At 64.5% G+C, this 25,473-nt stretch carries 27 protein-coding genes, 1 tRNA gene and 1 pseudogene; 6 read left to right on the top strand and 23 right to left on the bottom strand.

Going from position 1 to position 25,473, the window contains the following annotated elements; all coding sequences use genetic code 11:
• Positions 1-30 precede the first annotated feature (30 nt).
• The 8 genes from SPHS8_RS05350 to SPHS8_RS05385 all read right to left on the bottom strand — a co-directional run bounded on the left by SPHS8_RS05350 (position 31) and on the right by SPHS8_RS05385 (position 6,636).
• Positions 31-645, bottom strand: coding sequence for a F0F1 ATP synthase subunit B family protein (locus tag SPHS8_RS05350; RefSeq protein ID WP_097091936.1), 615 nt, complete (start codon positions 643-645; stop codon positions 31-33).
• Entirely contained in the window at positions 638-1,132 is a 495-nt protein-coding gene (locus SPHS8_RS05355; protein ID WP_201514579.1) for a F0F1 ATP synthase subunit B family protein, read from the bottom strand. The genes SPHS8_RS05350 and SPHS8_RS05355 overlap by 8 nt, the downstream gene beginning before the upstream one ends.
• Positions 1,133-1,218: 86 nt before the next feature.
• Positions 1,219-1,446 (bottom strand): F0F1 ATP synthase subunit C, encoded by a 228-nt coding sequence (locus SPHS8_RS05360; protein ID WP_021240110.1) that lies wholly within the window; start codon positions 1,444-1,446, stop codon positions 1,219-1,221.
• A gap of 54 nt (positions 1,447-1,500) precedes the next feature.
• The gene (locus tag SPHS8_RS05365; protein WP_201514580.1) at positions 1,501-2,286 is read right to left on the bottom strand and encodes a F0F1 ATP synthase subunit A; all 786 of its coding nucleotides are present in this window, start codon (positions 2,284-2,286) and stop codon (positions 1,501-1,503) included.
• Between the two features lie 46 nt (positions 2,287-2,332).
• Positions 2,333-2,656 (bottom strand): AtpZ/AtpI family protein, encoded by a 324-nt coding sequence (locus SPHS8_RS05370; protein WP_097092837.1) that lies wholly within the window; start codon positions 2,654-2,656, stop codon positions 2,333-2,335.
• Positions 2,657-2,831: 175 nt separating this feature from the next.
• A complete protein-coding gene (locus SPHS8_RS05375) occupies positions 2,832-3,233 on the bottom strand; it encodes a DUF1318 domain-containing protein (RefSeq protein WP_097091939.1) in 402 nt (133 codons plus the stop codon).
• Entirely contained in the window at positions 3,230-3,418 is a 189-nt protein-coding gene (locus SPHS8_RS05380) for a YnbE family lipoprotein (protein ID WP_097091940.1), read from the bottom strand. Before SPHS8_RS05380 ends, SPHS8_RS05375 begins: the two co-directional genes overlap by 4 nt.
• The gene (locus SPHS8_RS05385; protein ID WP_201514881.1) at positions 3,415-6,636 is read right to left on the bottom strand and encodes an intermembrane phospholipid transport protein YdbH family protein; all 3,222 of its coding nucleotides are present in this window, start codon (positions 6,634-6,636) and stop codon (positions 3,415-3,417) included. The genes SPHS8_RS05380 and SPHS8_RS05385 overlap by 4 nt, the downstream gene beginning before the upstream one ends.
• Before the next feature lie 131 nt (positions 6,637-6,767).
• Between SPHS8_RS05385 and radC the strand changes: the two genes are divergently transcribed.
• The gene (radC, locus tag SPHS8_RS05390) at positions 6,768-7,463 is read left to right on the top strand and encodes a RadC family protein (protein WP_201514581.1); all 696 of its coding nucleotides are present in this window, start codon (positions 6,768-6,770) and stop codon (positions 7,461-7,463) included.
• A gap of 9 nt (positions 7,464-7,472) precedes the next feature.
• On the opposite strand, the gene SPHS8_RS05395 is transcribed toward radC, so the two are convergent.
• Complete coding sequence (locus SPHS8_RS05395) at positions 7,473-8,813, bottom strand: DEAD/DEAH box helicase (RefSeq protein WP_201514582.1); 1,341 nt, start codon at positions 8,811-8,813, stop codon at positions 7,473-7,475.
• Between the two features lie 122 nt (positions 8,814-8,935).
• The gene (locus tag SPHS8_RS05400; RefSeq protein ID WP_201514583.1) at positions 8,936-9,370 is read right to left on the bottom strand and encodes a hypothetical protein; all 435 of its coding nucleotides are present in this window, start codon (positions 9,368-9,370) and stop codon (positions 8,936-8,938) included.
• Between the two features lie 77 nt (positions 9,371-9,447).
• Here SPHS8_RS05400 and SPHS8_RS05405 point away from each other — a divergent pair, with 77 nt between their 5' ends.
• The 5 genes from SPHS8_RS05405 to SPHS8_RS05425 all read left to right on the top strand — a co-directional run bounded on the left by SPHS8_RS05405 (position 9,448) and on the right by SPHS8_RS05425 (position 13,438).
• Positions 9,448-10,887: an FAD-binding oxidoreductase gene (locus SPHS8_RS05405; protein WP_201514584.1), complete on the top strand. Its 1,440-nt coding sequence runs from the start codon at positions 9,448-9,450 to the stop codon at positions 10,885-10,887.
• Positions 10,888-11,004: 117 nt separating this feature from the next.
• Positions 11,005-11,793 carry a SapC family protein gene (locus SPHS8_RS05410; protein ID WP_201514585.1) on the top strand — a complete coding sequence of 263 codons (789 nt, stop codon included), beginning with the start codon at positions 11,005-11,007 and terminating at the stop codon, positions 11,791-11,793.
• Between the two features lie 304 nt (positions 11,794-12,097).
• Positions 12,098-12,172: transfer RNA gene (locus SPHS8_RS05415), tRNA-Glu, on the top strand.
• Positions 12,173-12,357: 185 nt separating this feature from the next.
• On the top strand, positions 12,358-12,648 hold the full coding sequence (locus SPHS8_RS05420; protein ID WP_141397829.1) for a hypothetical protein: 291 nt from the start codon (positions 12,358-12,360) through the stop codon (positions 12,646-12,648).
• Positions 12,649-12,688: 40 nt separating this feature from the next.
• A complete protein-coding gene (locus SPHS8_RS05425) occupies positions 12,689-13,438 on the top strand; it encodes an energy transducer TonB (protein WP_201514586.1) in 750 nt (249 codons plus the stop codon).
• A 12-nt stretch (positions 13,439-13,450) separates the two neighbouring features.
• On the opposite strand, the gene SPHS8_RS05430 is transcribed toward SPHS8_RS05425, so the two are convergent.
• The 13 genes and pseudogenes from SPHS8_RS05430 to SPHS8_RS05490 form a co-directional block, all read right to left on the bottom strand.
• The gene (locus SPHS8_RS05430; RefSeq protein ID WP_201514587.1) at positions 13,451-14,200 is read right to left on the bottom strand and encodes a prepilin peptidase; all 750 of its coding nucleotides are present in this window, start codon (positions 14,198-14,200) and stop codon (positions 13,451-13,453) included.
• Positions 14,197-14,919 (bottom strand): type II secretion system protein N, encoded by a 723-nt coding sequence (gspN, locus tag SPHS8_RS05435; protein WP_201514588.1) that lies wholly within the window; start codon positions 14,917-14,919, stop codon positions 14,197-14,199. Before gspN ends, SPHS8_RS05430 begins: the two co-directional genes overlap by 4 nt.
• Positions 14,916-15,404, bottom strand: a complete 489-nt coding sequence (gene gspM / locus SPHS8_RS05440) for a type II secretion system protein GspM (protein WP_201514589.1) — start codon at positions 15,402-15,404, stop codon at positions 14,916-14,918. Before gspM ends, gspN begins: the two co-directional genes overlap by 4 nt.
• The gene (gene gspL, locus SPHS8_RS05445; protein WP_201514590.1) at positions 15,401-16,510 is read right to left on the bottom strand and encodes a type II secretion system protein GspL; all 1,110 of its coding nucleotides are present in this window, start codon (positions 16,508-16,510) and stop codon (positions 15,401-15,403) included. Before gspL ends, gspM begins: the two co-directional genes overlap by 4 nt.
• Positions 16,507-17,496: a type II secretion system minor pseudopilin GspK gene (gspK, locus tag SPHS8_RS05450; protein ID WP_201514591.1), complete on the bottom strand. Its 990-nt coding sequence runs from the start codon at positions 17,494-17,496 to the stop codon at positions 16,507-16,509. The genes gspL and gspK overlap by 4 nt, the downstream gene beginning before the upstream one ends.
• The gene (gene gspJ / locus SPHS8_RS05455; protein WP_201514592.1) at positions 17,489-18,190 is read right to left on the bottom strand and encodes a type II secretion system minor pseudopilin GspJ; all 702 of its coding nucleotides are present in this window, start codon (positions 18,188-18,190) and stop codon (positions 17,489-17,491) included. Before gspJ ends, gspK begins: the two co-directional genes overlap by 8 nt.
• Positions 18,190-18,543 (bottom strand): annotated as a pseudogene (gene gspI / locus SPHS8_RS05460) (type II secretion system minor pseudopilin GspI); the annotation flags it as partial. The pseudogene gspI and the gene gspJ, both read right to left, overlap by 1 nt.
• A 145-nt stretch (positions 18,544-18,688) precedes the next feature.
• Positions 18,689-19,174 (bottom strand): GspH/FimT family pseudopilin, encoded by a 486-nt coding sequence (locus tag SPHS8_RS05465; protein ID WP_201514594.1) that lies wholly within the window; start codon positions 19,172-19,174, stop codon positions 18,689-18,691.
• Positions 19,146-19,661 (bottom strand): type II secretion system major pseudopilin GspG, encoded by a 516-nt coding sequence (gene gspG, locus SPHS8_RS05470; RefSeq protein ID WP_441339499.1) that lies wholly within the window; start codon positions 19,659-19,661, stop codon positions 19,146-19,148. The genes SPHS8_RS05465 and gspG overlap by 29 nt, the downstream gene beginning before the upstream one ends.
• Positions 19,662-19,688: 27 nt before the next feature.
• Entirely contained in the window at positions 19,689-20,906 is a 1,218-nt protein-coding gene (gene gspF / locus SPHS8_RS05475; RefSeq protein ID WP_097091954.1) for a type II secretion system inner membrane protein GspF, read from the bottom strand.
• A complete protein-coding gene (gene gspE, locus SPHS8_RS05480; protein ID WP_315862419.1) occupies positions 20,899-22,440 on the bottom strand; it encodes a type II secretion system ATPase GspE in 1,542 nt (513 codons plus the stop codon). Before gspE ends, gspF begins: the two co-directional genes overlap by 8 nt.
• Positions 22,437-24,641 (bottom strand): type II secretion system secretin GspD, encoded by a 2,205-nt coding sequence (gene gspD / locus SPHS8_RS05485; protein WP_201514595.1) that lies wholly within the window; start codon positions 24,639-24,641, stop codon positions 22,437-22,439. The genes gspE and gspD overlap by 4 nt, the downstream gene beginning before the upstream one ends.
• Entirely contained in the window at positions 24,638-25,462 is an 825-nt protein-coding gene (locus tag SPHS8_RS05490; protein WP_201514596.1) for a type II secretion system protein N, read from the bottom strand. The genes gspD and SPHS8_RS05490 overlap by 4 nt, the downstream gene beginning before the upstream one ends.
• Positions 25,463-25,473 lie beyond the last annotated feature (11 nt).

Consider the following 25,473-nt stretch of genomic DNA (forward strand, 5'->3'; position numbering starts at 1 on the left):
CCGGCCCTTTTCAAGCAACATGGCTAGGGCTCAGACGGTTGGGCTCAGCCCCTTGATAGCGCTGTCCACCAGCTGACGATCGGCGCCAGCATCATGATTCTGTGCGATCAGCGTCGCGGCCGCGCTGGTGGCGGCGTTGACGGCCTTGGTGCGAATACCCGCAATGGCCGCGCGTTCGGCTGCTCCGATCTTGTCCTCCGCCATCTTCTGGCGGCGGGCAACCAGCGCCACTGCATTTGCCTTGGCATCTTCCAGCAGCGTTGCCGCTTCGCTTTCAGCCGACTTGCGCATCGCTTCAGCTTCACCGGCCGCATTGGCCAGCTTCGCTTCATACTCCGCCTTCAGCGCGTCGGCTTCAGCGCGCAGCTTTGCCGCTTCCGCCAGCTGTTCCTTGATCTGGGCAATTCGGCCGTCGAGCACATTGCCGATCAGCGCAGGCACCTTCTTGATCAGGAGGATGAGGATGAAGACTGCCATCGCCAGGCTGACCCAGGCAGTCGCGTCCATGCCAACGGCTTTTGGATCCGTATGCGGCACCACGCCTTCATGCGCGACGGTGCCGACCGGCTCCATCCCCTCGGCGTGAATTGCCTCTTCGATATGCGGAGGCGAACCTTCGCTATGCTGTGCTGCTGCCTCAGCCATGGGCCAGTGCCGCCTTTACTGCGTTGCGGGCCGCTTCGTCCGACGCGTTCACGCCGGAAATACGGGCCACCATGTCGCGCGCCGCTTCGGCGGCGACGGTTTCAATCTCTGCCATAGCTGCCTGGCTGGCCGCCCGGATGCGGGCTTCGGCAGCGCCGATCCGCGTGGCGATTTCAGCGTCGGCGGCGGCAAGCTGTCCTTCGGAAGCCTTGGCAGCTTCCGCTTTCGCACGGGCGAGCGTCGCCTGGGCAGCAGCCCTGCTTTCCGCGTCACGGGTGCGATAATCGGCCTCTGCCTCATCGGCGCGGGCGAAGGCAGCCTTGGCGGCGTCCAGATCACCAGTGATCTTCGCGTCGCGCGCGTCGGCCGTCGCCTGAACCTTGGGGACCATGCCCCGGCCGATGACGAAGAAGACAAAGCCGAACGTCAGCAGCATCCAGAAGATCTGCGACGCATAAGTTTCGGCGATTTGCGCGATTTGAGGCATTTTGGGTCCGTCCGATCAGGGCACCGTCAATTCATAGCGAGCGAACGGGACAGCGAAGGCCGCCCTGCCCGCTCGCCAAGCGGTTGTCAGGCCACGAACACCAGGATCATGGCGATAACGAACGCCAGCAGACCCAGAAGTTCGGCTGCGGCGAAACCGATGAAGAGGCGGCCCTGCTGGCCGTCAGCGGCGCCCGGATTGCGCAGCGCGCCTTCCAGGAACGATGCGAACACGTTGCCCACACCGAGCGAAGCGAGACCCGCACCAATGGCGGCCAGGCCAGCACCGAGCAGCTTTGCGGCTTCTGCGTCCATGTCGTAAACTCCCTTTTCTAAACTCGAACAAATGGTTGGAAAAATAGCGGAAACTTAGTGAAGGTTCTCAGCGTCGTTCAGATAGACCGAAGTCAGCAGGGCGAACACATAGGCCTGGATCACCGCGACCAGCACTTCCAAGGCGCTGATGCCGATCATCAGGATGAAGCTCGCCGACCCGACGGTCAGGCCATAGCCGACGCCAGCGTTCGAGCTGTTGATCACGAACCCGGCCAACACCTTGAGCAGAACGTGTCCGGCGGTCATCGCAACGAACAGTCGCAGGCCAAGGCTGAATGGCCGCACCATGAAGGACACCAGCTCGATGGGGAAGATAACCGGGATCATCGGCAGCGGCGTGCCATGCGGCACGAACAGCGAGAAGAAGTGCAGCCCATGCTTCCAGAAGCCGACGATCAACACGATCGAGAAGCTCAGGATCGCGAGTACGCCCGTGGCTGTGAAGTGGCTGGTGAAGGTGAACGGGTGCAGGCCGATCAGGCCGAGCGGCAGCAGGCCAAGCAGGTTCGCCAGCAGGATGAACATGAACAGCGAGAAGACATAAGGAATATACTTCTTGCCGCCCTCGCCCACATTGGCGATCAACAGGCTCTTGATGAAGCCGGTCATATATTCGACCGCCATCTGCCAGCGACCGGGCACCAGCTCGCGCTTCATGCCACCAATCACGAAGATCCACAGCAGCACGGCAGCAGCCACCATGTAAAGCGCGCTGTTGGTGAAGGCGATGTTATAGCCGCCGAGCGACAAGTGATCCGTACCGAACAGCGGTTCGATCGCAAACTGGTGCATCGGATCGATTTTGCCGGATTCTGCCACGTTGACCCCTGTAACGTCTGGTATTCGGACTAAGATAAAAGCGCCCCTATTCGCCGGGACGCTTCGTCGTCGTCAATCTGATGATGTTCCTGAAAGCCACCACGATCCCAAGACCGAGGAAAGCCAGCAGGAGCCATGGAGATGTCCGCAGAAAGTAGTCCAACGTCCCACCAACCACGGCACCACCGGCAAGACCACCGATCAGTTCTGCAAGAACCCTGTTGCCCAGGCGCGATCCATCGTCGGCCTGCTGCTTCGTGGTCCCCTGCCTGACCTTTTCGGCTCGTTCGGCCTTTGCGATCCGCTCCTCAAGAGAAGTGATGCGCGCGTCCTCATCCGCCGGGTCTTGCCCGGGTACATCCTCCGCCATGACCATTCCTTTCCGTTCAGGCAGATAAGCCCGCGTCAGGCGGCATGGCGCGTGCGGCTGCACCCGTCAAGGCGCGGCCCGTTTAGAAAGGGCTTTCGGGATAGTCAACCGTAGTTGGGCAGGAGAATCGTGCTTCGCCCGAACGCAGCAAAGAAACTCCCACGCGCCGCAGGAATTACCCCGCGGTCGCGCAATAGCTGGGCAGCGCAATCGGCCCGGCGCCCTTGGTTTGCCAAGGCCCCGCGCCCACGCGATACACCTGTCCCTGCTTCACTCGGTTGCTCAGCGTCTGACAGCCAGTGGCAGCCGCCACGTCCTGAACCGTCACACCGCGCTTGCTTGCAAGGTCGGTATAGGCCGCCCGCCGCTTTATGTTGATCGATTCGACTTCCGATCGCACAGCCCCGCTGACCGACCCGGCGATGCCCAGATAGCCATCCGCCTGTTCGCCCACGGCGCCCTCCGCCATCGCTGCCGCAACCGCGCCCGACTGCGCGCGCGCAGGCGCGCTGGCGACAAAGCCGGTGGCCAGCACGACGGCGGCACCTGCGGCGATCATCAAAAGCTTGCGTGTCATTGCGGGAACAACTCCGGGTTATTCTGGATAAGATCCTGTGCATCGCGCTGAAGGCGAACGACCACCTCCTGCTGCACCTTTACGTTCAGGTTGATTTCGATCGGCTTGTCAGGTGCCTTCACCTGAATGCAGCCCGCCAAGGCCAAACCGGCGAAACCCGCCGCAAATATCGCTCGTTTTTTCATCGCTGTTCCCTGTTTCTCACAGTGTCGCTTTCCGCAGGCTTAACTGCAATGCCTTCGCGAATCTTCTCCTGCATCTGATCGCCTATGCTGTTCTGAATGAGCGTGGTGGGATCGATGAAGGATTTGGCGGTGCCCAGCAGGCCGCGGAACGGCGCGGCGATGCGCACATTGAAGATGAAGGGCAAGCCGGTCAGGCTGCGCGCCATGCCGTCTGGCACGTCCCCGAGCTTGCCCCGGTTGACGCCGTTGAACACCACATTCGTCACCATCTCGCCATCCAACGCGCCGTCCATCAGGATGGTGAGACACTTATATTGCAGGTTCTTGAGCGCATCGAAGGCGAGCTTGCCCATCACGCCAAGCTGCTCGTTGGAGACTGGCCCGACATAGGACAAAGTTCCGGATTGGCGCTGGGGATCGCACGGAACCGTCGGCAATACGCCTTCGGGCATGATAAGCGGCGGCATGCCCTGCTGCCGCGCGGCCAGCACGCCACCGGCGACGCGGCCGCCCTGCGAATTGAAGATCAGCGGCATCAGTCCATCGAACGTGCCGGTGGCCGAGATATTGTCCAGCTCCATCGCCTGGATGAAGGCTCCTGCGTCGATGCCGATCACACGGAACGTCAGATAACGGTCCACATCCGCACTGAAATCCATGGTCGTGGGCAATAGAACCAGCTGTCCTCCGGAGAAGGGCCACCCCCCGCCCTCGATATGCACCTTCTGCCCCGGTTCCAGCCTGTAGCGAACGGTGCCGTCGCGCACCTCGATGCCTGGATTGACCATCCTGATCCGCAGCACCTGCCCCGGCGCGCTCACCAATCCGAGCAGATCGGTAAAGCGCAACTCGCCCGACAATCCTTCGACCGGGCCGAAAGCTGCCGCCAGCTTGGCATTGTCTGTGCGGAACAGCCCATCGCTGGTCACCGCATTGCCATTCCACCGGATATGCCCTTCCCCCGTCACCGTCGCCTCGACATTGGCAACGACTCCCAGCGCCAGGCGCGTGACTTCTTCAGGCTGCAAAGTGGGACCAAATACCAGCCCCGGCACGTTCAGGTCGGCCTTGCCCCGCCCGGAACCCAGATCATGCGCGATGTCGGCACGCGCCACCAACGCATCGTTGCGCGGCACCCGCAGCGTTCCGGTCGCCGCAATCCTGCCGTCCCGCAATGTGAGGGCGAAGTCCGGCACCTTGAGCGGTTCGAACCGTCCCGGCGTCTGGGCATCGCGCACCATCATTGCAGCGGCGAGCCTCAGCGTGCCTTGCGCGAAGCTCCATTCGCCCGTGCCGTCTTCCACGATCAGCGGCACAGAACCGATCCGCGCATTCGCTCCGGCGAGCCTTCCCTTCAGCCCCTGGGCCGCAGCCTGGCCGGTCAGCGTTTCCGCCACCAGCCGTACCGGGGATGCCTGCGGCCCGATGGCGAACTCCGCGCGGGAAAGCGCAAAGCCCTTCTGCCCCAAAGCAACCCTCGCCCGCTCGGCCGACAGCCGCATTGGGCTCTGGCCGCTGCGGCCGCGCAGGTCGAGATTGCGGATCTCGGCACCCGCGCGCACTCCGCCTGGCCCCGTCGCCAGCAGCGCGCCGCCGCCGATCGGGCATAGCGTCTGCCGGGTCCGGCCGATGGCGAAACTCCCGTAACGCGCCTCCTCCAGCGCCAATGGCACGCAGCGGCGGTTGATCGCGATGGCCCCGTTCGCGCTCAATTCTCCCGTCACCGGCATCGCCAGTCCGCGCAGCCGTCCGCCCGGAAGCGGCCCGTCGAGCTTCACCACCGTAGAGAAGAAGGTATCCCCGCGAGGTCCCGCCGTGAAACGAACCGGCTCCAGCGCAAGCTTCGCATCCTCGGCAGCATAGGGGTCGATGAACAGCTGCCCGCCCAATCCGCCGCCCGGCCGCCGCGCCAGTCTCAGCGCAGCCTTGGGCAGCCCGCCTCCATCAGTGGTGATGGCGCCATCCAGCGCCCAATCAATCGCCGCGCCACCTTTTCCGGGCCAGCTGATCATTATCTCGCCGTCTCCCGGAACGGCGATCCGGGCTCCACTACGCGCGTTAAACCCGGTGCCCGTCAGTACGACGCTGCCACCCTTGCCGCTTTGAGCGAAGGCAAGGTTGGTCCGCAGCACATTATTCTCACCCGCATGGGCCACCGCATCCGCCAGTCGCGCAGCCAAAGGCGCCAGAGGCGTGCCGGCGGCAGATCGCTTCAACCCGGCCAGCGGGTCACGACCGGCCAGGCTCAGTTGATGTGCCGACAGCCGCCCGCTGGCTTGTGACGTGCCGCGACCGACGCGCCAGGCACCGATAATCTCCGTCTCACCAGCCTTGATGCTTGCCAATCCAAGCGCCGCCACGCCGATCCGCGCCCGGCCAGCGGTCTCCGACGCGTTGCCGTTGAAATCGATCCGCCCTGCCGGTTTGGCCAGCACCATGCCAGAGGATTTCAGCGCCTCTGCCCCCAGGGTGACATGCCCGTTCCACCGGTCGAGCGCCTTGCCCAGCCACACATCGATCTCAGCGCGCGGCGCCGCAGCCGCCGTCCCGCTTCCCCGGCAGCCAAGAGCCGCCGCCTGCACTGGTCCGATCAGATGGGGCCGCTCATCCCTGATCGCCACGTCCAGCAAGGCGGTCATGCGGGTTGCGCTGCATCCGGCGATTGCCGCACGAGGCATGGCGGCGGCGAGACGGCCGTCAAAGCCCGACTTCAACTTACCCTTGCCTTCGATCTGCATGCCGACCGTCCCAGCGTCGGTATCGAGCCGGATGCGCGCATCCCGCAGCGCCAATGCTATGTCGGGCAAGCTGAATGGCGCCTTCGAGGTGGGGTCGCCGAATTTGTCGAGTTCCCCCAGCCGGAGCACGCCGCCGCGGTAAGATCCCCGCAACCGCACACCTCCCGCCCTGACCTCCGCCACATGCGGGGAAAGACCGGTAAAGGCGAGGTCCACCTCCACCCAGCGAGCGGTCAGGTCCGGATTTTTAGGATCACCAAGAACGATATTCTCGATGCGCTGGGTACGCAGGCCGATGTCTTTCAGGTCATAACTCGCCTGAACGCCCCTGCGGTTCATTTCCCGCCCGATGAAGTTTTCGGCGATGGGCGCCCGCTGGGTCCACAAAGCAACAAGGATCAGCGCCAGGGATCCTGTCCCGACACCCAGCCAGCGTAACCAGCCACGGCGAGATTCCTCTTCGCCGTCCTCATCTTCGATGCTTATGGCCAACCCCGGCTCTCAACCCTTATCCGTAACGCCTGCATAACGTCTGAGCTGCCTTAAAATATCCTTGCCCCGCATTTACGCAACGCATAGGTCCATTTCCCTGAACAGGGGATTATAAGGCATTGGCGGACAGGGATGTTGCGGTCAGCCATGATGGCGTGGGTCATCGCGCCCGGCTGCGGCAGAAGTTGGCGGAAAGCGGCGGCGAAGCGCTGCACGACCATGAACTGATCGAATATCTGCTCGCTCTCGCCATACCGCGGCGCGATACCAAGCCGCTCGCAAAGGCGCTGCTGCGGGAATTTGGCGGGATTGGGGGGCTGATGACGGCGGACTGGCAGGCGATCGCGCGGGTGCCCGGCATGGGCGACACCAGCATCGCAGCCGTCAAGATCGTGCATGCCACGCTGCTGCGCATGCTCCGCAGCGAAGTGGCCCAGCGGCCGGTTCTGGCAAGCTGGCAAGCGCTGCTCGATTATCTGCGCGCAGACATGGCCTATCTGCCGGTGGAGCGCGTCCGCGTGCTTCATCTCAACAGCCGCAACATGTTGATCCGTGACGAACATATGGGTGACGGGTCGATCGACCAAGCCGCCATCTACACGCGGGAAGTCATCCGACGTGCAATCGACCTCGGCTCATCCGCGCTCATTCTCGTCCACAATCATCCGAGCGGCTCTCCCGAACCGAGCCGTCAGGATATCGAGATCACCCGCCAAATCGCTGAGGCGGGCAAGCGCCTCAATATCGCGGTCCACGATCACATCATCATCGGATCTCAGGGCCACAGCAGCTTGCGTGCAATGGGGCTGCTGTAGAGTTTTCCCTTAGGCGTTGAATCCTACCGAAAGGAATTCAGGAACAGGACCGTTCCAGCCCTCGTCCGGACCATCGTCCTTGACCTCGGCCCGGCGCGGGCGCGCACCATTGCCTTGGCTTCTGGAGGCGCGCGGTTCTTCGCGGCGATCGTCGCGCCGCTTGCTGGAGCTGCGCTCCGCCTTCCGCTCACCCTCGCGGCGGGGCTCTTCCGCCTTTTCCGCTTTTGCAGCACCGGCAGGCGCATCGATCGTCTCGATCTTCTGCCCGATCAGCTTCTGGATATTGTCGATCGCTTCCGCGTCATCAGCCGTCACGAAGGTGAAGGCTGCCCCCTTCGCGCCCGCACGGCCCGTCCGCCCGATGCGGTGGACATAATCGTCGGGATGCCAGGGCGCGTCGAAATTGAAGACGTGGCTAACACCCTTGATATCGAGCCCGCGCGCCGCGACGTCCGACGCGACCAAGATATTCACCGTACCCGCACGGAACCGCTCCAGCTCGGCGATGCGCGCCGACTGGTCGATATCGCCATGGATCTCGCCGGACTTGAAACCGTGGCGCTGCAGGCTCTTGTTGAGTTCGCGCACCGTCGTCTTGCGGTTGCAGAAGATCACCGCGCTCTGCACGTCCTCGCCTTCGAGCATCGCGCGCAAGGCCTCGCGCTTCTTGCGCGAATCGACCTTGACCAGCCGCTGGGTGATGTTGGTGGACGCCGTTGCCGGACGCGCCACCTCGATCGACTTGGGGTTGCTCAGGAACCGATCCGCCAGCTTCTTGATCGGCGCGGGCATGGTCGCTGAAAAGAGCAGCGTCTGCCGTTGCGACGGCAGCTTCGTGCAGATTTCCTCGATATCCGGGATGAACCCCATATCGAGCATCCGGTCAGCCTCGTCGATCACCAGCATCGAACAGCCGTTCAGCAATATCTTGCCGCGCTGGAACAGGTCCATCAGCCGGCCTGGCGTGGCGATCAGCACATCGACGCCCTTTTCCAGCGCCTTGAGCTGATCCCCCATCTGAACGCCGCCGATCAGCAGCGCCATGTTGAGCTTGTGATATTTGCCGTATTTCTCGAAATTCTCGGCAACCTGCGCCGCCAGTTCGCGCGTCGGCTCCAGGATCAGCGAGCGGGGCATCAGCGCGCGGGCGCGGCCATGCGCCAATATGTCGATCATCGGCAGCACGAAGCTGGCGGTCTTGCCCGTCCCCGTCTGCGCGATGCCGATGATGTCCTTCATCATCAGGACAGGCGGGATCGCCTGCGCCTGAATAGGCGTGGGCGTGTCATATCCGGCCTCGTTAACGGCCTTCAAAAGTTCATCGGATAGGCCGAGATCGGCAAAAGTCATTCAATTGTCCGGGACAGAGGCTCTCCGCAACGCGCTCCTGCACCACGGAAATCGCGCGCGCCTTGCTGAAATATCGGCGTCTTGTCAAGAAATTCGCGCATTGCGGCCAGCTTAAACTCGGGTCAATCGTCGTGTTCCGCGTCTTCCAATCGCCTGAAACTGTCGATCACACAGCTCAGGCCACTGCGTGCCTGCAATTCGTCCCTACCTGAACAAAGCGACCCGTCATCATCAGGCTCGACATAGAAACCCGAATAAAAGCCGGTAGAGCTGCACCCCCGCTCCAACCTCGCGCGGTAGCGGTGGTTGTCCGCCAGCAGCAGATCGACTCCATGCCCCACCACGACGCTGGCCGACCGGATCGACCGCAGCGCGATACAGCGCGGCCCTTTCCTTTCCTTCCACTCACGTCCCGCCTGGGGAGCAATGCGCGCGGGCGCACGACCCTTTTTCGCCATCGGCACGCGGATGATGACCCGTTGCTCGATCGACATCTGAGCCATCTGCACAGGCCCGGCAGTGGGTGCGACAAGGAGCAGCAGGACGGAATGAAGCAAATCGAACCCCTTTTGGGGCGGCACGCTATGGGCCGGTGGTTGAACCGTCGATGAATTCCGGGGCATAGCATCGTGTCATGATAGGACAAGAGATCATCGGCAGGTTCGCAGCGCTGCTGGGGCCAAAGGGCGTCATAACCGATCCGGAGGATATCGCGCCGTGGCTGACGGACTGGCGCGGCCGGTTTCATGGCGCCGCAGCGGCCATCATCCAGCCCTCCAGCACGCAGGAAGTCGCCGCGATCGTCTCACTTGCTGCCGAACTCCGCGTGCCGTTGGTGCCTCAAGGAGGAAACACGTCGATGGTCGGGGGCGCGACTCCACCGCAAGACGGGTCAGCGCTGATCCTCTCGCTGCGCCGGATGAACCGCATCCGATCGCTATCGCCGGAAGACAACCTCGCCATATGTGAGGCGGGCGTCATCCTCTCGACCCTGCACGATGCTGCCGAGGAAGTCGGGCGCCGCTTCCCTCTCAGCCTTGGCGCGAAAGGTTCAGCAACCATCGGCGGCCTCATCTCGACCAACGCCGGGGGCACCCAAGTGCTGCGCCATGGCACGATGCGCGCCCTGGTGGAAGGGCTGGAGGCGGTGCTCCCGGACGGAAGCATCTTGAACGGCCTGGAAGCGCTCAAGAAGGACAATCGGGGCTATGACCTCAAGCAATTGCTGATCGGCGCCGAAGGGACGCTCGGCATCATCACCGCCGCCTCGCTCCGGCTCGTCCCCGCGATCGCTGCCCGCGCGGTTGCATGGGTGGGCGTCGCCTCACCGGCCGACGCCCTCGCCCTCCTCCGCCTCACCGAAGCGCGGCTGGGTGACAGTGTCGAAGGTTTTGAGATCATCGCCGACGATGGTCTCGGCCATGTCCTCGCCCACATTCCCGGCACCCGCTGCCCGATCGAAACGCGTACGCCCTGGCACGTCCTGATCGAAGTCGATCATGCCGACCTGTCGCCACCCTCCCCCGAGGAGCGCCTGGAAACAGCACTGGCGGAAGCTCTGACCCAAGGCATCGCGATCGATGCCGCCATCGCCGTCAACGAAGCGCAGGCCGCTACATTCTGGCGCCTGCGCGAATCGCTCTCCGAAGCCGAACGCGCACAGGGCCCGGCGCTGCAATTCGACATCAGCGTTCCCGTCGCGCGCATGCCTGCTTTCATGATCGACACTGCTGCCGCTGCGGAACGAACATTCCCGGGCACCACCGCCTCCTCCTTCGGCCATCTGGGCGACGGGAATGTCCATTTCCATGTCCGTGCGCCGAAGGGCACGACAGACGGTCCAGCCTGGATCGCTGCGGACGGAAAAGCGATCAACGCCTTCGTCCACGATGCGGTCGCCGCCGCAGGCGGCTCCATCTCGGCGGAACATGGCATCGGCCAGATGAAGCGGGCGGAACTCGGCCGCCTCGCCAGCCCCGCACGGCTGCATGCCTTGCGCGCGATCAAGGCCGCCTTTGACCCGCTCGGCCTCATGAACCCCGACAAGCTGATCCCGCGCCCCGAAGAGGGCTGAACGCCACGGGCAAGACAAAGCAATTGCCTCCCATCGCCAAGGTCTTTATCGCCCTCTCCCAGTTTTTAGGAAAGGTGGCGCTTCCGCACGCGCTGCTTCGATAGAATGGAACAGATCATGGCTAGTGCGCCCGCCAATAACCTCCCCGTTTTCTACAACGACCTGCTGCCGCTCAGCAGCGTTGATCATGCGAGCTATCGCAGCCGGTCGGTGGAATCCGCTCCCTTCCTGACGAAGCAGCATGCCGTGCCGCTGACCGTCGACGAATTCGTCGCGGCCCAGCGTTTCGTGCCGATCATTTTTTCGGCAGGCGACGAAGCAGTGCCGCTGGCGCTGATGGGCCTGAACGAAGGCATCAACACCTTCCTGGACGATGAAGGCAAGCTGCGCGGCCCCGCCTATGTTCCTGCCTATGTCCGCCGCTATCCCTGGATGCTGGCGAAGCTGCGCCCGGACACTGACGAACTGTCGCTCTGCTTCGATCCCACCAGCGAAGCGATCGGCGAGTTCGAAGAGGGCCAGCCGCTGTTCGAAGATGGCAAGCCGAGCGAACTCACGCAGGGCGTGCTCAAATTCTGCGAGGATTTCGAACAGGCGGCCGCGCGCACGGGCCAGTTCATGAAGGACCTCAAGGAACTCGACCTGCTGATGGACGGCGAAGTCGCCATCCAGGTGCCCGGTAACGATCAACCCTTCGTCTATCGCGGCTTCCGCATGGTGAATGAGGAAAAGCTGCGCGACATGCGTGGCGATCAGCTGCGCAAGATCAGCCAGAACGGCATGCTTCCCCTCATCTACGCCCATCTCTTTTCACTCCAGCTGATCCGGGAAGTGTTCGAGTCGCAGGTTGCGCAGGGCAAAGGACCGATTTCCATCCCGCAAGCGCCTCAGCCCGCCGAAGCCTGAGGAAGAAAAACAACCTGGATCAAGCATGTTAAGGAAAAGCTTTTCGCTCGCCTCTTGAAAGTGAGCGGGGCCTTCTTTATCTTTCGAACATACGGCGCACCTGCCCCCCTTTCGGGTGTGTCGTATGGGCGCCTCCCCCTTTTGGAGGCGTCTCCTCCCTGAACCTTGGCCACCCCATGTATGACATGGGGTGGTTTTTTATGGGTCGAAGGACAATGGCGAAAGGCCGGGCGAAAGCGGTTTCGCTTGACGGCAAGCCCCTTCTCCCCCTAAACGCCACCGCCTGCCAGCCGCATGCGGCCAAGGCCCCTTCGTCTAGCGGTCAGGACGCGGCCCTCTCACGGCTGAAACACGGGTTCGATTCCCGTAGGGGTCACCACCTTCTTCCCACCGGAAATTTGCCAGCCTCAGCCGCTCACCTGCAAATGGCCGCCTAGATTTAACCATCGGCCTGGCGAACGCGCATTTATATGTGTTTTCTGAAGCCTGCGCATCTTTGTCGCGCTTCGATCGAACAAACTGGCGTCTCTGTCGTTTCACACCTGTCGAAACTGGAGACCAACCATGCGTAACACAATTTTATTGATCGCCGGACTGGCAGCCGCAGCCAGCGTGGGCGGCTGCTCGCGTGAAACGACGCGCGATGGCTTGCGCGGCGCTGGCATCGGTGCGGTTGGCGGCGCAGTGGCGGGCGCGATCGTGCCTGGCCTTGGCGTTGCCGAAGGTGCAGCCATCGGCGCAGCAGGTGGTGCTGTCGTAGGCGCAGCGACTTCGGATGGCGATCGCCGGTGGGAACGCGATCGTCGCGGCCGGGAATATTATATCGATCGCAACGGCCGCCGCGTCTACCGCTAAGCTGTGAGGCTGCCGCGCAACAGGCGCGGCGACAGGTAACATGGCCACAACTCAGGCGCAGCGATGGCAGGGTCGGGACAGGATCGTCCCTGCTGTCGCGGCGCTGTTGGTCAATGCCCTTATTGGCTATGCCTTGATCATCGGCCTGCGCGGACCGTCACTATGGCGCGCCGCCGTTGATCGTTCGCCACTCGCGCTGTTCGACCTGCAACCTTCCGCGCCGGAACGTCCAGAACCTCCGCGCGAGGCTAAGCGCGAGGGCGGAAGCCCCTCCGCTTCCCCGGCAGCTCCCATGCAAAAGCAACCAGCGCCGCCGAAACCCGCCGCCATCACTGCGCCCAAGCCAGTCATCGTAACGCCTCAACCCGCTCTACCCGCCGCCCCGTCATCCTCTATGACCAGCGGCGCAGGCAGCGCAGGCGGCGGCAATGGCTTTGGCATGGGCCAGGGAAGCGGAACCGGCGGCACCGGAACCGGTTCGGGCTCCGGCGAGGGAGACGGCGAAGGAGCCTTTTCTAGAGCCCGCCAGACCGCCGGCCGCTTCCGCAATTCGGATTTCCCCGACTCCCTGCGCGGCGTAGGCAGGGTGAAGATCGGCGTCCGCTACGCGATCGGTCCGTCCGGGCAAGTGGACAAGTGCGAGGTGATCGAAGGAAGCGGCTATCCCGAACTCGACGCGATGACCTGCCGCATCATCATGGAACGCTATCGTTTCCGCCCCGCCCGCGACCCTGACGGCTATGCCGTGACGGAGGTGCGGGAGGAAGATTATCGCTGGCGGGTCCGCTGAGCGCCACGTCCATCAGAGGATCAACGCCAACACCCACCAGCCCGGCAGCGCAGCGACCGCAAGCAATGTCCCCAGCGGCACCCGCGTGGCAGCCGTTATCCTGCGCCCCCCGACCATGCCGGAAAGCACCACCAACAACCCAAGGCTCGCCGCCATGAGCAATATGAACGGCAGCGCCTGCCAACCGAACCATCCGCCCAGCGCGCCCATCAGCTTGGCATCCCCGAGTCCCAGCCCCTCACGTCGCCGCGTCGCACGATAGCTGACCGCCACAAGCAGCAGCACGGCATATCCCCCCGCTGCGCCTATCAGCCGGTCTGCCAGCGTCACATCGGTCACCCACAGTCCCAGCGTCAGACCCAGAAAGGCGAGCGGCAAGGTCAGCGCATCGGGTAGCCAGAAGTGCCGCCAATCCAGCACAGCGAGCGTCAGGAGTAGCCATCCGAACAAAGCCCAACCCGCGCCCGCCAGCCCCGGCGCCGCCCCGCACGCCAGCGCTCCGATAACCGCGCAGCCCGCCTCCATCCACCCATGCAGCGGGTCGATCTTCGCGCCACATGTTCGGCATCGTCCCCGCAAAGCCAGGGCGCTGATCACCGGCACTAGGTCGATCGCGCCCAGCACTCGCCCGCACCCGTCGCAGGCCGACCGTCCGCCTGCGACGCCTCGCCCTTCCGGCCAGCGCAGCACCAGCGTTCCCAAAAAGCTGCCTGCGATCGCGCCCGCGGCCGCGCCCAGCACCGCCCACAGCGGATCGATCACAGCGTCCCTTCGACCGTCAAAACCCGGACGCCGCCTGTCCCGGCAAAGCCAGCCTTCGCCAGCGCATCGCCAAGCGCCGCGTCTGCCGTCTCCACCCGCATCTCGGCGACATAGCGGCCGGACCGCCATATCCGCAGGTTGATCTTCTCCAGTCCCGATTGGCTCACCAGCGGCAGCAGCAACGCCTCGCCATCGCAACTCGCCACGCCTGACAGCCCTTGCGTCAGGTTGAGGCCCGGAAACTGCCCCGCCATCTGCGCCCGCACCCGACCCTCGGCATGACCGCAGCGGTCGCCGGTAAAATAAGCCGTCACATCCTCCATCGCCAAACTCGCGATCGGGAGCGGCGCGAAGCTTCGGCCGAGCGGCACCGTCCCCGTCACATCATCGATGCCCAAGCGACCAAACCCCACCGTGAGCGCGCCGCTCAGATCATCCGCCGCGCCCTGCCGCCGCCAAATATCGAATCGCGCCCGTCCCATCAGCAACTGCACCGGCGACAAGGCGGCGTTGACCGTTCCGACCGGCATCGTGCCGAGCATGAGCTCGTCCATCCGCCCGCTCCAAAGCGTACCCCGCACCTCCCGCGCGGCGACGCCCAGCCGCTCAAGGCCGGACAGCCCCAGCGCGATCCGCATTGGCATGAACAGGATCAGCCCAAAGACGAACAGCAGCACGATCCCAATCCGCGTCCGCCGCGACCAGCCGAGCCGGCTCATCGCCCCGCCCCCCGCACCAGCACCGCCTGCACCGAAACGCTACCCGCCGTCGGCGAAGGTCGCGCGCTCATCGTCTCCACCCGCACGCCCTGCGCCTCCAGCGCCGCCAGCCAGGAAAACAGCGCCACCGGCCGCACCGACGCCATCGCAATCTCGATGCGCGCGCCGCCCTGCGCCTCAGCCCGCTCCAGCGTCAGTCCCGCCTCGCCCGCGCTCTGGCTCACCAACTGATCGATCCCCACCGTGGCAGAAGCACCCGCCACCCCACGCGGTAGCGTCTTGAGCAGCTTGACCTTCGCCCGCATCGCCGCATTGCGGTCGGTCGCCTCGATCAGCGCCTCTCGCGCCGACCGCTGCGCCGCCGCCAGCGGGTACAGCACGCCCAGCCACAGCACCACCACCGCCAGCAGCGCGAACATCACGCCCAGCATCCATTGCTCGCGCCGCGATCTTTCGCCCCACATGGTTTTCACCGCGTCCATCATGATCGCACCGTTATGTCAGCGAGCGCGCGCCCGCCCGGGTCCTGCGAAGGCGTCGCCGTGATGGTGAAGCCCGCGCCTTGCAACGCCAGCAGCACCGCGTTGATTTCCTCCACCTTCGCCGCCGCCAGCGTCGCACGGATCATCCCGTCCGGATCACGCGACAGCGCCGTCATCGACACGCCGGGCGCCTCCTGCAGTGCGTTCAGCAATCCCGCCACCGGCGCGGTAAAGGCATAAGCTCCCGCTCCGCGCGCCGCCAGTTGCCGCTCGATCTCCGCCTCGGCCTGGGCCAGGTCGCCCGCGCCCGGCACCACCTGCCGCGCCAGCGCCAGGCTTTCCGCATTCAGCCCACGCGCCGCCACATGCTGCCGCACGAGCACCGTCAGCGAAATAAGCAGGCTGACGAGCAGGATCAGCCCGCTCCACAGCACAATTCGCCGAAGCACGGCCTTGTCCGCGACCCGCCGCACCCGCTTGGCAAAGTCGCCCTGCCGCAGGTCGAGCGGCGGCCGCTCCAGCGCCTCGACCGCCCGCGCCTCCACCACATCGACGGGCACATCCTCGATCGGCGCGCCAGCCGCCAATATAGGCGCCAGGTCGCCACCAAATGCGATGCCCCTTCCCCTCAGCATCACCTCGCCACCCAGCGAACCACGCGCAAAGCCCTCGTCCGGCTCAGGCAGCAGCAGCGGCGCAGGCACGATGATGTCGGGGTCCAGCCCATGATGCTGCGCCCAGAGCAGCCAATGCTGCATGTCGCTGCGCGCCGCGACCGCAACGACATGCGGCCGGGCCGGAACGTCATTCTCATCGGCCGCCGCGAAAAGCTGATCGGCAGGCACGATCCCGCCCGCCAGCGCCGCCAGTCGCGCCGCCGCCCGACCCTGCCGGGGTGCGAGCTCGGGATATTCGGCCCAATGCAAAGTCACCATCGCAGCAGGCGGCACCAACATCACCACCGCGTCGGCAGGCAAGGCCGTCAGGCCGCACGCTGCCAGCCAGTTCGCCCCCTCGCCACGTTGCGTCACCGCACCATCGACGACCCGCATCCACAGCGGCTCGCCGTCTTCAGGCAGCGCGATGATCAATCCCTCCGCCACGCTCATGCGCCGGTTCCCCAGCTGCGGCGGATCAACCTCGCCGGGCTCTCCCGGGCATCGATCAGCGCCCGCTCAACCACTTGCGTACCCCCAACGTCCACCGTCACGTCCACCCCGAAAAATCCTGTGGTCAGCTTGACCTGATTGGCCGCTTCCTCAAGCGGATTGATGCCTTGGGCGGCGATTGGCGCCCAGAACTGCACTGTGCTGCCATAGCCCTCGGCGGGCCGCTGCACCAAATATTGCCGCGCCTGGGCGACGCTCACCTGTCCTTGGAGCAGCATCGCGAACAGCACCGCCTGTCCCGGCAGCAGCGTATTGACGTTGATCGGCGACAGATCCGATGTCGGCAATGCGCACACCCATGGCCGCGCCAGATCATAAATGGCGGGCGTTACGCCATGCACAGCCCGCAACTCGCTCGCATCCACCATGAAGCGATTGGCCGTGCGATAGGGCCGCGCCGCCTGCGCATAGACCTCATCTTCCGCGCTGCCCGGCTGCGGCACGCTGTCGCTGTCGATCCAGTCGGCCAGCGACGCCGCCGCCACCTGCGCCTGACGCGCATCGACGCCCAGCGCCTGCAACAATGCCTGGAATTGCGACACGCCGACCGGCCGCACCTTCAGATTGGACTCATTCTCGCCAGCCACCACGCTGTTGAGGTTGAAGCAATTGCCCGCGTCGCTCACTCGTGCACTCGCCGCTCCGCCCGGAACAGCAACCGGCTGCGGCGTCCCCATCCAATTCCCGGCCAGTGTCGTCTTGCCCGGACTGGCGGCGACCAGATCGCCGATCCGCAGCCGCGCCATCTCCACGCCCGCGTCGGCAAAGGCGCGCGCCTGATCCACCGCGCCGCCATTTCCCGTCATCCGCGTCGCAAGCGCCAGCCGCTCCAACGCCGTTGAAGCAACCACCGCCATCACCGCGACCAGCAGCAACACCGTCAGCAGCGCCGCGCCGCGCTCGCCTTTCTTCCCGGGATCAGGCACCGGCCATCTCCCCTTCCAGCTTCTCCGCAGGCCCGGGTCCCACCAGAAAGCGCAGGGTAACGGGCGGCTCGCCCGTGCGCGTCACCGTCATTTCGACAGCGCGCGGCATCAGGTCGGGTTGCGTCGGGATCCACTCATTGCGCCACTCGCCCTGCCCATCGCGAAAGCGCAGGGCGACATCATCGACATGATCCAGCAGCGTGGCCGGATCATCCCCGGCCGCGCCATCGACCTGCGCATAGGTGCGCCGCTCCAACCGACCCTGCCGCACCCAATATTCGACCTTTTGCAGCGAAGGGCGTGGCAGATCGCCCAGATTGTCCCATCCGCCCCGCACGAACTGCATCACCGGCACGGCCTCGCCCTCCCGGTGCGACCAGAATGCAGGGGCGAGCGTCCCTGCCTCTGTCCGGCTAATGCGCGGCACCGCCTGCCCAAGATCGGCCGCGAGCGCTCCGCCTGCCCGCTGAACGGCGGCCATGTCATCCAGCCGCGCCTTCACCTGCGCCTGTGCCGACACGCTGTTGCCGAGCAGCAGCACGCCCGCCGCCGCCAGCATCGCGAAGATCATCAGCGCCACCAGCAACTCGATCAAGGTAAAGCCCGCCTGCGCCCGGCCTCCCCCCCGATCGGTCCGATCGGAACGGAGAAGGCCGGTATTCGACCTCGATCCCTGCTGATCCCGGCGCCTCATCACTGCACCGCTCGCACAAAGCTCAACACGACCGGCGACGTCCCCGCCTGCCCACTTACCGTCAAATCGACCTGCAACAGCCGCTTGTCGCTCGTCGCCTTCACCATCCGCACCCAATGCCAGCGCTGCCCGCCATTCTCGACATCACCTTCTTCGCTCCCGATCGAAGGCGGCGCGGCATCGGTCTGCACCTCCACCATCAGGTTGCGCGCGACGATCTGTCCCAGGGCCTTGCTGTCGAGGTCCGCAGCCGTTCGCAACGTCACCCCCTGCAATCGCACCAGCGCCAGCGCCGCCAGGCTGAACACGGCAAGCGCCACCAGCATCTCCAGCAGCGTGAAGCCCCCCTCGCTCGCTGGAGCCGCTCTTCCACCAGCTAGAGCCGCCCCCTCACCCGTTCGGGCTGAGCTTGTCGAAGCCTGTCCTGAGCGCCTGCTGCAAGTAGGCAATCGAAGGGCCTCTTCCTTCCTTTCAGAGAGAAGCTTGAGAACCCAGCGCCTACCCACCGACCATGACCTTTCCAGCCATATCGACGGTGACGGACACCCGCTCCGCCTCCCGCGCCAAGGTCACGGTCATCGGATCGGTCGGCAACCCCGTCCCATCAAAACCAATCTGCTGCCGCCCGTCCTTGCCAAGCAGCGCCCGTGTCCCCGACGTCCAGTTCGCCGTCACGAACGGCTTCTCCTCCACCGGCACCCATTGCCCGCCATCGCGGCGCTGAAATCCATAGCCTGATGCGGACACCCACACCCCCATTGGCCGCGCAGTCACGACCGCTTCGTCGCGCGCGGCGGCAACGCGCGCGGCAAAGCGATCGGCATCCTCGACAACCCGTCCGCGCGGATCAGGCATGGCAAGCACCACAGCAGCCGAAATGAAGCCGATGATCGTCAACACGACCATCAGCTCGATCAAGGTGAAGCCGCACTCGTCGGAAGGCGAGCTCTCGGCCTCAAAGCTCGCTGGAATAAATATCCGCATTCTCGCTCTCGCCGCCCGGCTGGCCGTCCGCGCCCAGCGAACTGATGTCGAACGCGCCCTTCCGCCCTGGCACCGCATAAGTGTAGGCGCGGCCCCACGGGTCCTGCGGCAGCTTCTTGATATAGCCGCCCCGGCGATACCGTTGCGGCTGCGCCAGCGAAGCGGGCGGATTGATCAGCGCCTGCAATCCATCCGTCTGCGAAGGATAGCTCAGATTATCAAGCCGATACTGCTCCAGCGCCTGCTCGATCGTCGCAATATCCGCCTTCGCCTTCTCCACCCGCGCCGTGTCGGTCGCCGGAATGACGTTGATCGCCACGATCGTCGCCAGCAACCCGATGATGACGATCACCACCATGAGTTCGACCAGCGTAAAGCCGTGTTCGGCGGAACGCCTCGAAAAGGTGAAGCCATCCTCGCCTGCGTTCCGGCCTCCGTTCGCACCGGGCTTATCGAAGTGCCCTTCCTCTTTCTGGAAAAAGCGCATGGCTCTGGAAATAGACATAATCACTCCTCAAGCCCCCGTAAGGCTCTGCAATTGCAGGATAGGCAGCAGGATCGACAAGATGATCACCGCCACGATCCCGCCCATCAATATGATGATCACCGGCTCCAGCATGGCGAGCGCGGCGGAGGTGAAGCTGTCAAACTCCCGCTCCAGATAATCGGCTGCCCGCTCCAGCATCGTGTCCAGCCGCCCCGCGCTCTCCCCGCTCGCCGCCAGATAGACCAGCAGCGGCGGAAATACGCCCGCGCGCCGCAATGCCGCCGACAGACTGCCGCCACCGCGAATGGCCTCGACAATCTCTTCCGAAGCCTGCCGCAACACACGATTATGCACCGTCTGCGTGGTAAGCGACAAACCCTCCATCAATGGCAGGCGGCTTGCCACCATGGTCGACAAGGTCCGCGCCATGCGCGCCGCATGCAAGTCGCGGATCAACCGCCCCAGCAGCGGCAGCCGCAACAACGTCGCGTCAAATCGATAGCGGAAGGCTTCGACCTTCAAGGCGCGCCAGAAGGCAAAAGCGCCCACCGCGATCAGGATCGCCAGCAGCCACCAATAGCCCGCCAGAAAAGCCGAAATCCCCATCACCATGCGCGTCAGCAGCGGCAGGTCCTGCCCCACCGTGTCGAATTGCTCCACGACTTTTGGCACAACGAAGATCATCAGCGCCGCGACCACGCACACGGCAAAGGCAGCCAGCACGCTTGGATAGGCAATCGCCGTCAGCACCTTGGACCGGATCACCGCCTGTCGTTCCATCAGGTCGGACAGGCGCTCCATGATCGTCGGCAGGCTGCCGGAGCTTTCACCCGCAGAGATCATCGCCCGATACAGCGCCGGGAAGCTCCTTGGCTCCGCGCCCAGGGCATCCGCCAGCCGCCGCCCTTCCAGCACGCCTGAATGCACCTTGCTGACGATCGCGCGCACATGCTCCTGCTCGCTCTGCCGGCCGATCGTCCGCAGCGATTCCTCCAGCGGGCTCACCTGGATCAACGTCGAAAGCTGCCGCGTGAACAGCGTCAATTCCTTGGCCGACAGCCGCGGCGCGCGCAGGGAAAAGGCCGCGCGCCTGGCCGCCTTCTCCACCACGCCCGGCTCGATCCGCACGATGAACAGTTTGCGCGCGTCCAGCTTCGCCCGCGCATCCTCGACCGTCTCGGCCTTCACCTTGCCGGTGCGTTCCTTGCCCGCCGGATCGATGACCAGATAATCGAACTCAGCCATCGGCGATGGTTTCCACCTCCGCCGCGTCGCGCCGCGACACGCGAATGGCTTCTTCCGCCGTGGTCTGCCCGTCGCGCACCAATGCCCGCGCCGCAGACCCCAGATTGGGTGCGTTCAGGAAAGCGTGCCGCGCGATCAGGGATTCATCGCCGCCATCGTTGATCAGGCGGCGGATCGTGTCGTCCACCCGGATCGCTTCGAACACCCCGATCCGGCCCTTGTATCCGGTTCCGTTGCACTGCTCGCAACCCCGCGCCCGATAGATGATCGTTCCGGGATCGAAACCAAGGAGTGCGCTCGCCGATTTGTCCGCCTGCACCGGCTCGCGGCAATGCTGGCACAGCCGCCGCACCAGCCGCTGCGCAATCACCGCGCGCAATGTCGATGCGAGCAGGAAAGGCTCCACCCGCATGTCCCGCATCCGCGTGATCGCGCCGACCGCATCATTGGTATGCACGGTCGACAGCACCAGATGCCCCGTCAGCGATGCCTGAACGGCAATCTCCGCCGTCTCCCGGTCGCGAATTTCGCCGACCATCACCACATCAGGGTCCTGCCGCAGGATCGCCCGCAACCCGGCCGCGAAGGTCAGGCCCACCTTCGCATTCACCTGCGTCTGCCCGACCCCCTCGACCGCATATTCGACCGGGTCCTCCACGGTCAGGATATTGCGCGTCCCGTCGTTCAACTGCCTCAGCCCCGCGTAAAGCGTCGTCGTCTTGCCCGACCCTGTAGGACCCGTGACCAGGATAATCCCGTTCGGTTCATGCAATCCTTCACGAAAAATCCGGTCCGCCGCCCCCGCCATGCCCAGCAGGTCAAGGTTCATGCCCGCATTCTCCTTGTCGAGAATACGCAGCACAACCCGTTCCCCCGCCCGGCTCGGCAGCGTCGAAACGCGCACGTCCAGCAACTTGCCGCCCAGCGTCAGCCCGATGCGCCCATCCTGCGGCACCCGCCGCTCCGCTATGTCCAGACGCGCCATCACCTTGATACGGCTCACGACGACCGGCGCGACATGCGGCGGCATCCGCAAGGTTTCGCGCAGCACCCCGTCGATCCGCATCCTCACGATCAGCCCCGTTTCATAAGGCTCAATATGAATGTCCGAAACGCCCTGTCGAGCAGCCTCCGCAATGATGCCGTTGATCAAGCGGATCGCTGGAGCGTCATCCGCGCTGTCGAGCAGATCGTCAGCGGTTGGAATGTCGGCGGCCAATATGTCCAGCTCGTCCGCCCCGACTTCCAGCGAACCCGCCATGGCGGCCGCGCTGCCCTCCATCGCATAATGGTCGGACAAATGCCGATCGAACTGCGGCCCATCCACGAAGCGCACGTCGAAGCTGCGCGCCAGATGCCGCCGCACCTCCAGCAGTACGCGCGGATCGCTCCCCTCGCGCACGGCGATGATCAGCCGCTCGCCGTCCAGCGGCAGCATGACGACGCCATGCTTGCGCGCGAAGACATAGGGAATATCGACGGCACGCGGTGCAAGGTGCAGGGGCTCGCTCCCTTGCGGGCCTGCGTCCGTCACCGTCGTTCTCCACTTGCCGGAACGTCCACTGGCCGCACCACGCCGCTCGATTGCCGCATCGTCGGCTCGATCACCTGTGCTTGAGGCGGAGCCTCGGCTCCCGGCTGCACCACCGCATCGCCAGCCTGCATAGGCGCAGGCGGCGTCGCGCCCATATAGTCGCGCACCAGTTCATCGATGCTGGGTTCGGCATCGGGATTGCGCGCCATCTGCATGTTCCGCACATAGCCATAGCGTTGCTGCGTCAGCCGCTGCGCATCTTCCTTCGACCTCAGGATCGTCGGGCGGATGAAGACCATGAGGTTCGTCTTGCTCCGACTCTTGCTGCGCGATTTGAACAGCTCACCAAGGCCCGGAATATCGGACAGTAGCGGAATACGCTCGATCGTCTTGCGCTCATTGTCGTCGAGCAGTCCGCCCAGTGCCAATATCTCGCCATCATCGACCGTAACCGTTGTTTCGATTTCGCGCTTGTTGATGATGAGGTCGCTGTTGTTGTTCGACACCGGCCCCGCGACGCTCGACACTTCCTGCTTCAGGAACAGCTTGATCGCGCCGCCCGTGTTGATCTGCGGCTTCACCTCCAGCTTGATGCCGACATCCTGCCGCTGCACCGTACGGAACTGATTGTCGAAATTCTGGCTCAGCGCTTCGCCGGTAGTGATCGGCACCTGCTGCCCGACCAGGATCGACGCCTTCTGGTTGTCCAGGGTCATGACAGAGGGCGTCGACAGGATGTTGCTGTCCGTGTCGGATCGAACGGCGTTGATGATTGCGCCGAAGATGCCGTTGCGTCCGATCTGTGTCGCCACCCCGCCAAAGCCGCCGGTCGCGTTCATCAGACTATCGACTGCCGCCTGCTGCAATGTGTTGGCTAGGTCGCCATTCTGACGGGTCTCAGTTGTCGTTCTGGTTCCATCAGGCGCCACTACCGTTGTCGTGGTCGTGCCAAGATCATTGGCAGCAACAGCCCCCGCCAGAGTCAGCAGATTGGGCGAAGCGTTGGAATAGTTGGTCGCCGCGAAGCCCGTCTTCGTGCTGCCGATCAGGAACTGCACGCCCAGCTTCTTGGCGGCGGCGTCGCTAATCTCGACGATGATCGCCTCCACCAGAACCTGCTCGCGCCGCGTGTCCAGTTGCCGGATGGTTTCGCCCAGCATGCGCTGCACATCACTGTTGGCCGCGACGATGATCGCATTCGCCCCTTCATAGCGAGTGACGATCGCTGGGCCGCGCGTCGAAATGCCGCTGCCTGATGATCCGCCAGCGTTCATCACCGCAGGCGCGGCCGATGCTGGAGGCACGGCCGATGGAGCCCCCGCCGCCGCTGGGACCGACGATGTCACAGCAGAGCCGGTCGATTGCCCCACCAGTTGCTGCAATACCGGTAGCAGCTTTTCGGCGTCCGCATGTTCCAGCCAGTAGACACGGATTTCCGTGCCGCTCGCCGCTTGCCGGTCAAGGTCGCGCGCCATTTGCGCCAGCCGCGCCACCGTCCCGGCATCGCCACGAATCGCGACCGAATTGCTGCTGTCGATCGGCACGATCGTCGCCGCTCGTTGTGCGCCTTCGCCACTGCTTTGTACGAGCGCCTGAAGCGATGTCGCGATTTCCCGCGCGCCCGCATTGCGCAGAGTGACGGTCAGCGTGGCCGCCGTGTCGCGGTCGATCCGAGCCAGCACTTGGCGAATGCGGCCGATATTGTCGGCATAATCCGCCACCACCACGCTGTTGCCCGCGCGATTGGCGGTCACTGACCCATCCTTGCTGACCAGCGGCCGCAAGGTTTCCAGCGCGCTTGCCGCATCGATCGATCGCAGGCGAAAGACCTCCGTCACGAACTGGTTGCGATTAGCCCCACGGCCCACCACGCTGGGCTGCCCCGCCGCGCCATCGGCTGGCTGGATGCGATAAGCCCCACCCGGCGCCGGCACGGCCACAAGGCCGTTGGCGCGCAGGGTCGACAGGAAGATCTCGAAATATTCCGATCGCGACAACGGCCGGTCGGTGACGACCGACACCTTCCCCTGCACCCGATTGTCGATGATGAAGGTACGCCCTGTCACTCGCGCGGCGTCCTGGATGAAGGCACGGATGTCAGCGTCACGGACGTTGAGCGTCTGCTGGGCCAGGACCGGCGCGCCCATGGGCGACGCGAGCGCGAGGGCAGTAGCAGCGGAAAGAAGGAGTTTTCTGGTCATTGGCCTTGCAGGGTCAGGTTGATCGTCGAAAGGCCAGCGCCCCTCTCGACGGCCAGGGAAATGCGCGCCCCGGGCATGATTTTGCCCTGCAGCGCCTGAAGGTCGCTGGGCGAGCCGACCGGCTGTCCATCGACCTGGGTGATGACATCGCCGGGCTGGAAACCGGCGTTCTGGAAAGTGGGTCCCCTGGCCGTCAGGAAGAGGCCCGTGATACGCCCATTCTGCATGCGGGGCGCAAAGCCGATGTCGCGCTTCAGCCCGTCCGCCGTGGGATTGTCGATGCCGCCCGCCGGTGCCGGAACGGCGCCGCCTTCGCCCGGCGCAGCAGCGGGCGCGGGCTGGGATTGATCAAGGAATATCTGCTCTTCCGCGCCGCCGCGATCGATAGTGACATGATCGAACGCCACGGCCTTCAACAGGACGCCAGGCAATATCTCGTCACCCACCGCAAAACTGTTCTGCACGCCGTCAGGTCCAGCGATGATCGCCGACCCAAGGCCAGACCCCTCGTTCAACCGAATGCCATAGACGGTCAGCGCAAGCGAAGTGACCACGCCGCCGTTGGCCAGTTGTTGCGGACCAGCGCGATAAAAGGGGTCGAAGCTTGAGAAGAGCGCCTGACGCGCAGCGAAATTCGGAAACTGCGCCTGCCGCCCTTCCCACGGACCAAAGCTGCCGACCGGCGTCAGCAGCGGCCAGATCAGCCTCGCGCACTGCACCGTCAGCAGCCCCAGCAACAGCTTCTCGACCACCCGCAGCCAATCGATGGGTGCCAGGCGGCTGCTAAGGCCCTGAAAGTTACTGCGAAACGGCACGCGCATGGAACTTGGTG

This window comes from Sphingobium sp. S6, assembly GCF_905120495.1.
In the GTDB taxonomy this organism is placed as follows: Bacteria; Pseudomonadota; Alphaproteobacteria; order Sphingomonadales; family Sphingomonadaceae; genus Sphingobium; species Sphingobium agri.

Bases quoted from the DNA above. Each gene is read 5' to 3' on its own strand.
- SPHS8_RS05350 (WP_097091936.1), bottom strand. From the start codon at position 645: ATGGCTGAGGCAGCAGCACAGCATAGCGAAGGTTCGCCTCCGCATATC.
- SPHS8_RS05355 (WP_201514579.1), bottom strand. From the start codon at position 1,132: ATGCCTCAAATCGCGCAAATCGCCGAAACTTATGCGTCGCAGATCTTC.
- SPHS8_RS05360 (WP_021240110.1), bottom strand. From the start codon at position 1,446: ATGGACGCAGAAGCCGCAAAGCTGCTCGGTGCTGGCCTGGCCGCCATT.
- SPHS8_RS05370 (WP_097092837.1), bottom strand. From the start codon at position 2,656: ATGGCGGAGGATGTACCCGGGCAAGACCCGGCGGATGAGGACGCGCGC.
- SPHS8_RS05375 (WP_097091939.1), bottom strand. From the start codon at position 3,233: ATGACACGCAAGCTTTTGATGATCGCCGCAGGTGCCGCCGTCGTGCTG.
- SPHS8_RS05380 (WP_097091940.1), bottom strand. From the start codon at position 3,418: ATGAAAAAACGAGCGATATTTGCGGCGGGTTTCGCCGGTTTGGCCTTG.
- SPHS8_RS05395 (WP_201514582.1), bottom strand. From the start codon at position 8,813: ATGACTTTTGCCGATCTCGGCCTATCCGATGAACTTTTGAAGGCCGTT.
- SPHS8_RS05405 (WP_201514584.1), top strand. From the start codon at position 9,448: ATGATAGGACAAGAGATCATCGGCAGGTTCGCAGCGCTGCTGGGGCCA.
- SPHS8_RS05410 (WP_201514585.1), top strand. From the start codon at position 11,005: ATGGCTAGTGCGCCCGCCAATAACCTCCCCGTTTTCTACAACGACCTG.
- SPHS8_RS05420 (WP_141397829.1), top strand. From the start codon at position 12,358: ATGCGTAACACAATTTTATTGATCGCCGGACTGGCAGCCGCAGCCAGC.
- SPHS8_RS05425 (WP_201514586.1), top strand. From the start codon at position 12,689: ATGGCCACAACTCAGGCGCAGCGATGGCAGGGTCGGGACAGGATCGTC.
- gspN (WP_201514588.1), bottom strand. From the start codon at position 14,919: ATGAGCCGGCTCGGCTGGTCGCGGCGGACGCGGATTGGGATCGTGCTG.
- gspM (WP_201514589.1), bottom strand. From the start codon at position 15,404: ATGATGGACGCGGTGAAAACCATGTGGGGCGAAAGATCGCGGCGCGAG.
- gspL (WP_201514590.1), bottom strand. From the start codon at position 16,510: ATGAGCGTGGCGGAGGGATTGATCATCGCGCTGCCTGAAGACGGCGAG.
- gspJ (WP_201514592.1), bottom strand. From the start codon at position 18,190: ATGAGGCGCCGGGATCAGCAGGGATCGAGGTCGAATACCGGCCTTCTC.
- SPHS8_RS05465 (WP_201514594.1), bottom strand. From the start codon at position 19,174: ATGCGGATATTTATTCCAGCGAGCTTTGAGGCCGAGAGCTCGCCTTCC.
- gspG (WP_441339499.1), bottom strand. From the start codon at position 19,661: ATGCGCTTTTTCCAGAAAGAGGAAGGGCACTTCGATAAGCCCGGTGCG.
- gspF (WP_097091954.1), bottom strand. From the start codon at position 20,906: ATGGCTGAGTTCGATTATCTGGTCATCGATCCGGCGGGCAAGGAACGC.
- gspD (WP_201514595.1), bottom strand. From the start codon at position 24,641: ATGACCAGAAAACTCCTTCTTTCCGCTGCTACTGCCCTCGCGCTCGCG.
- SPHS8_RS05490 (WP_201514596.1), bottom strand. From the start codon at position 25,462: ATGCGCGTGCCGTTTCGCAGTAACTTTCAGGGCCTTAGCAGCCGCCTG.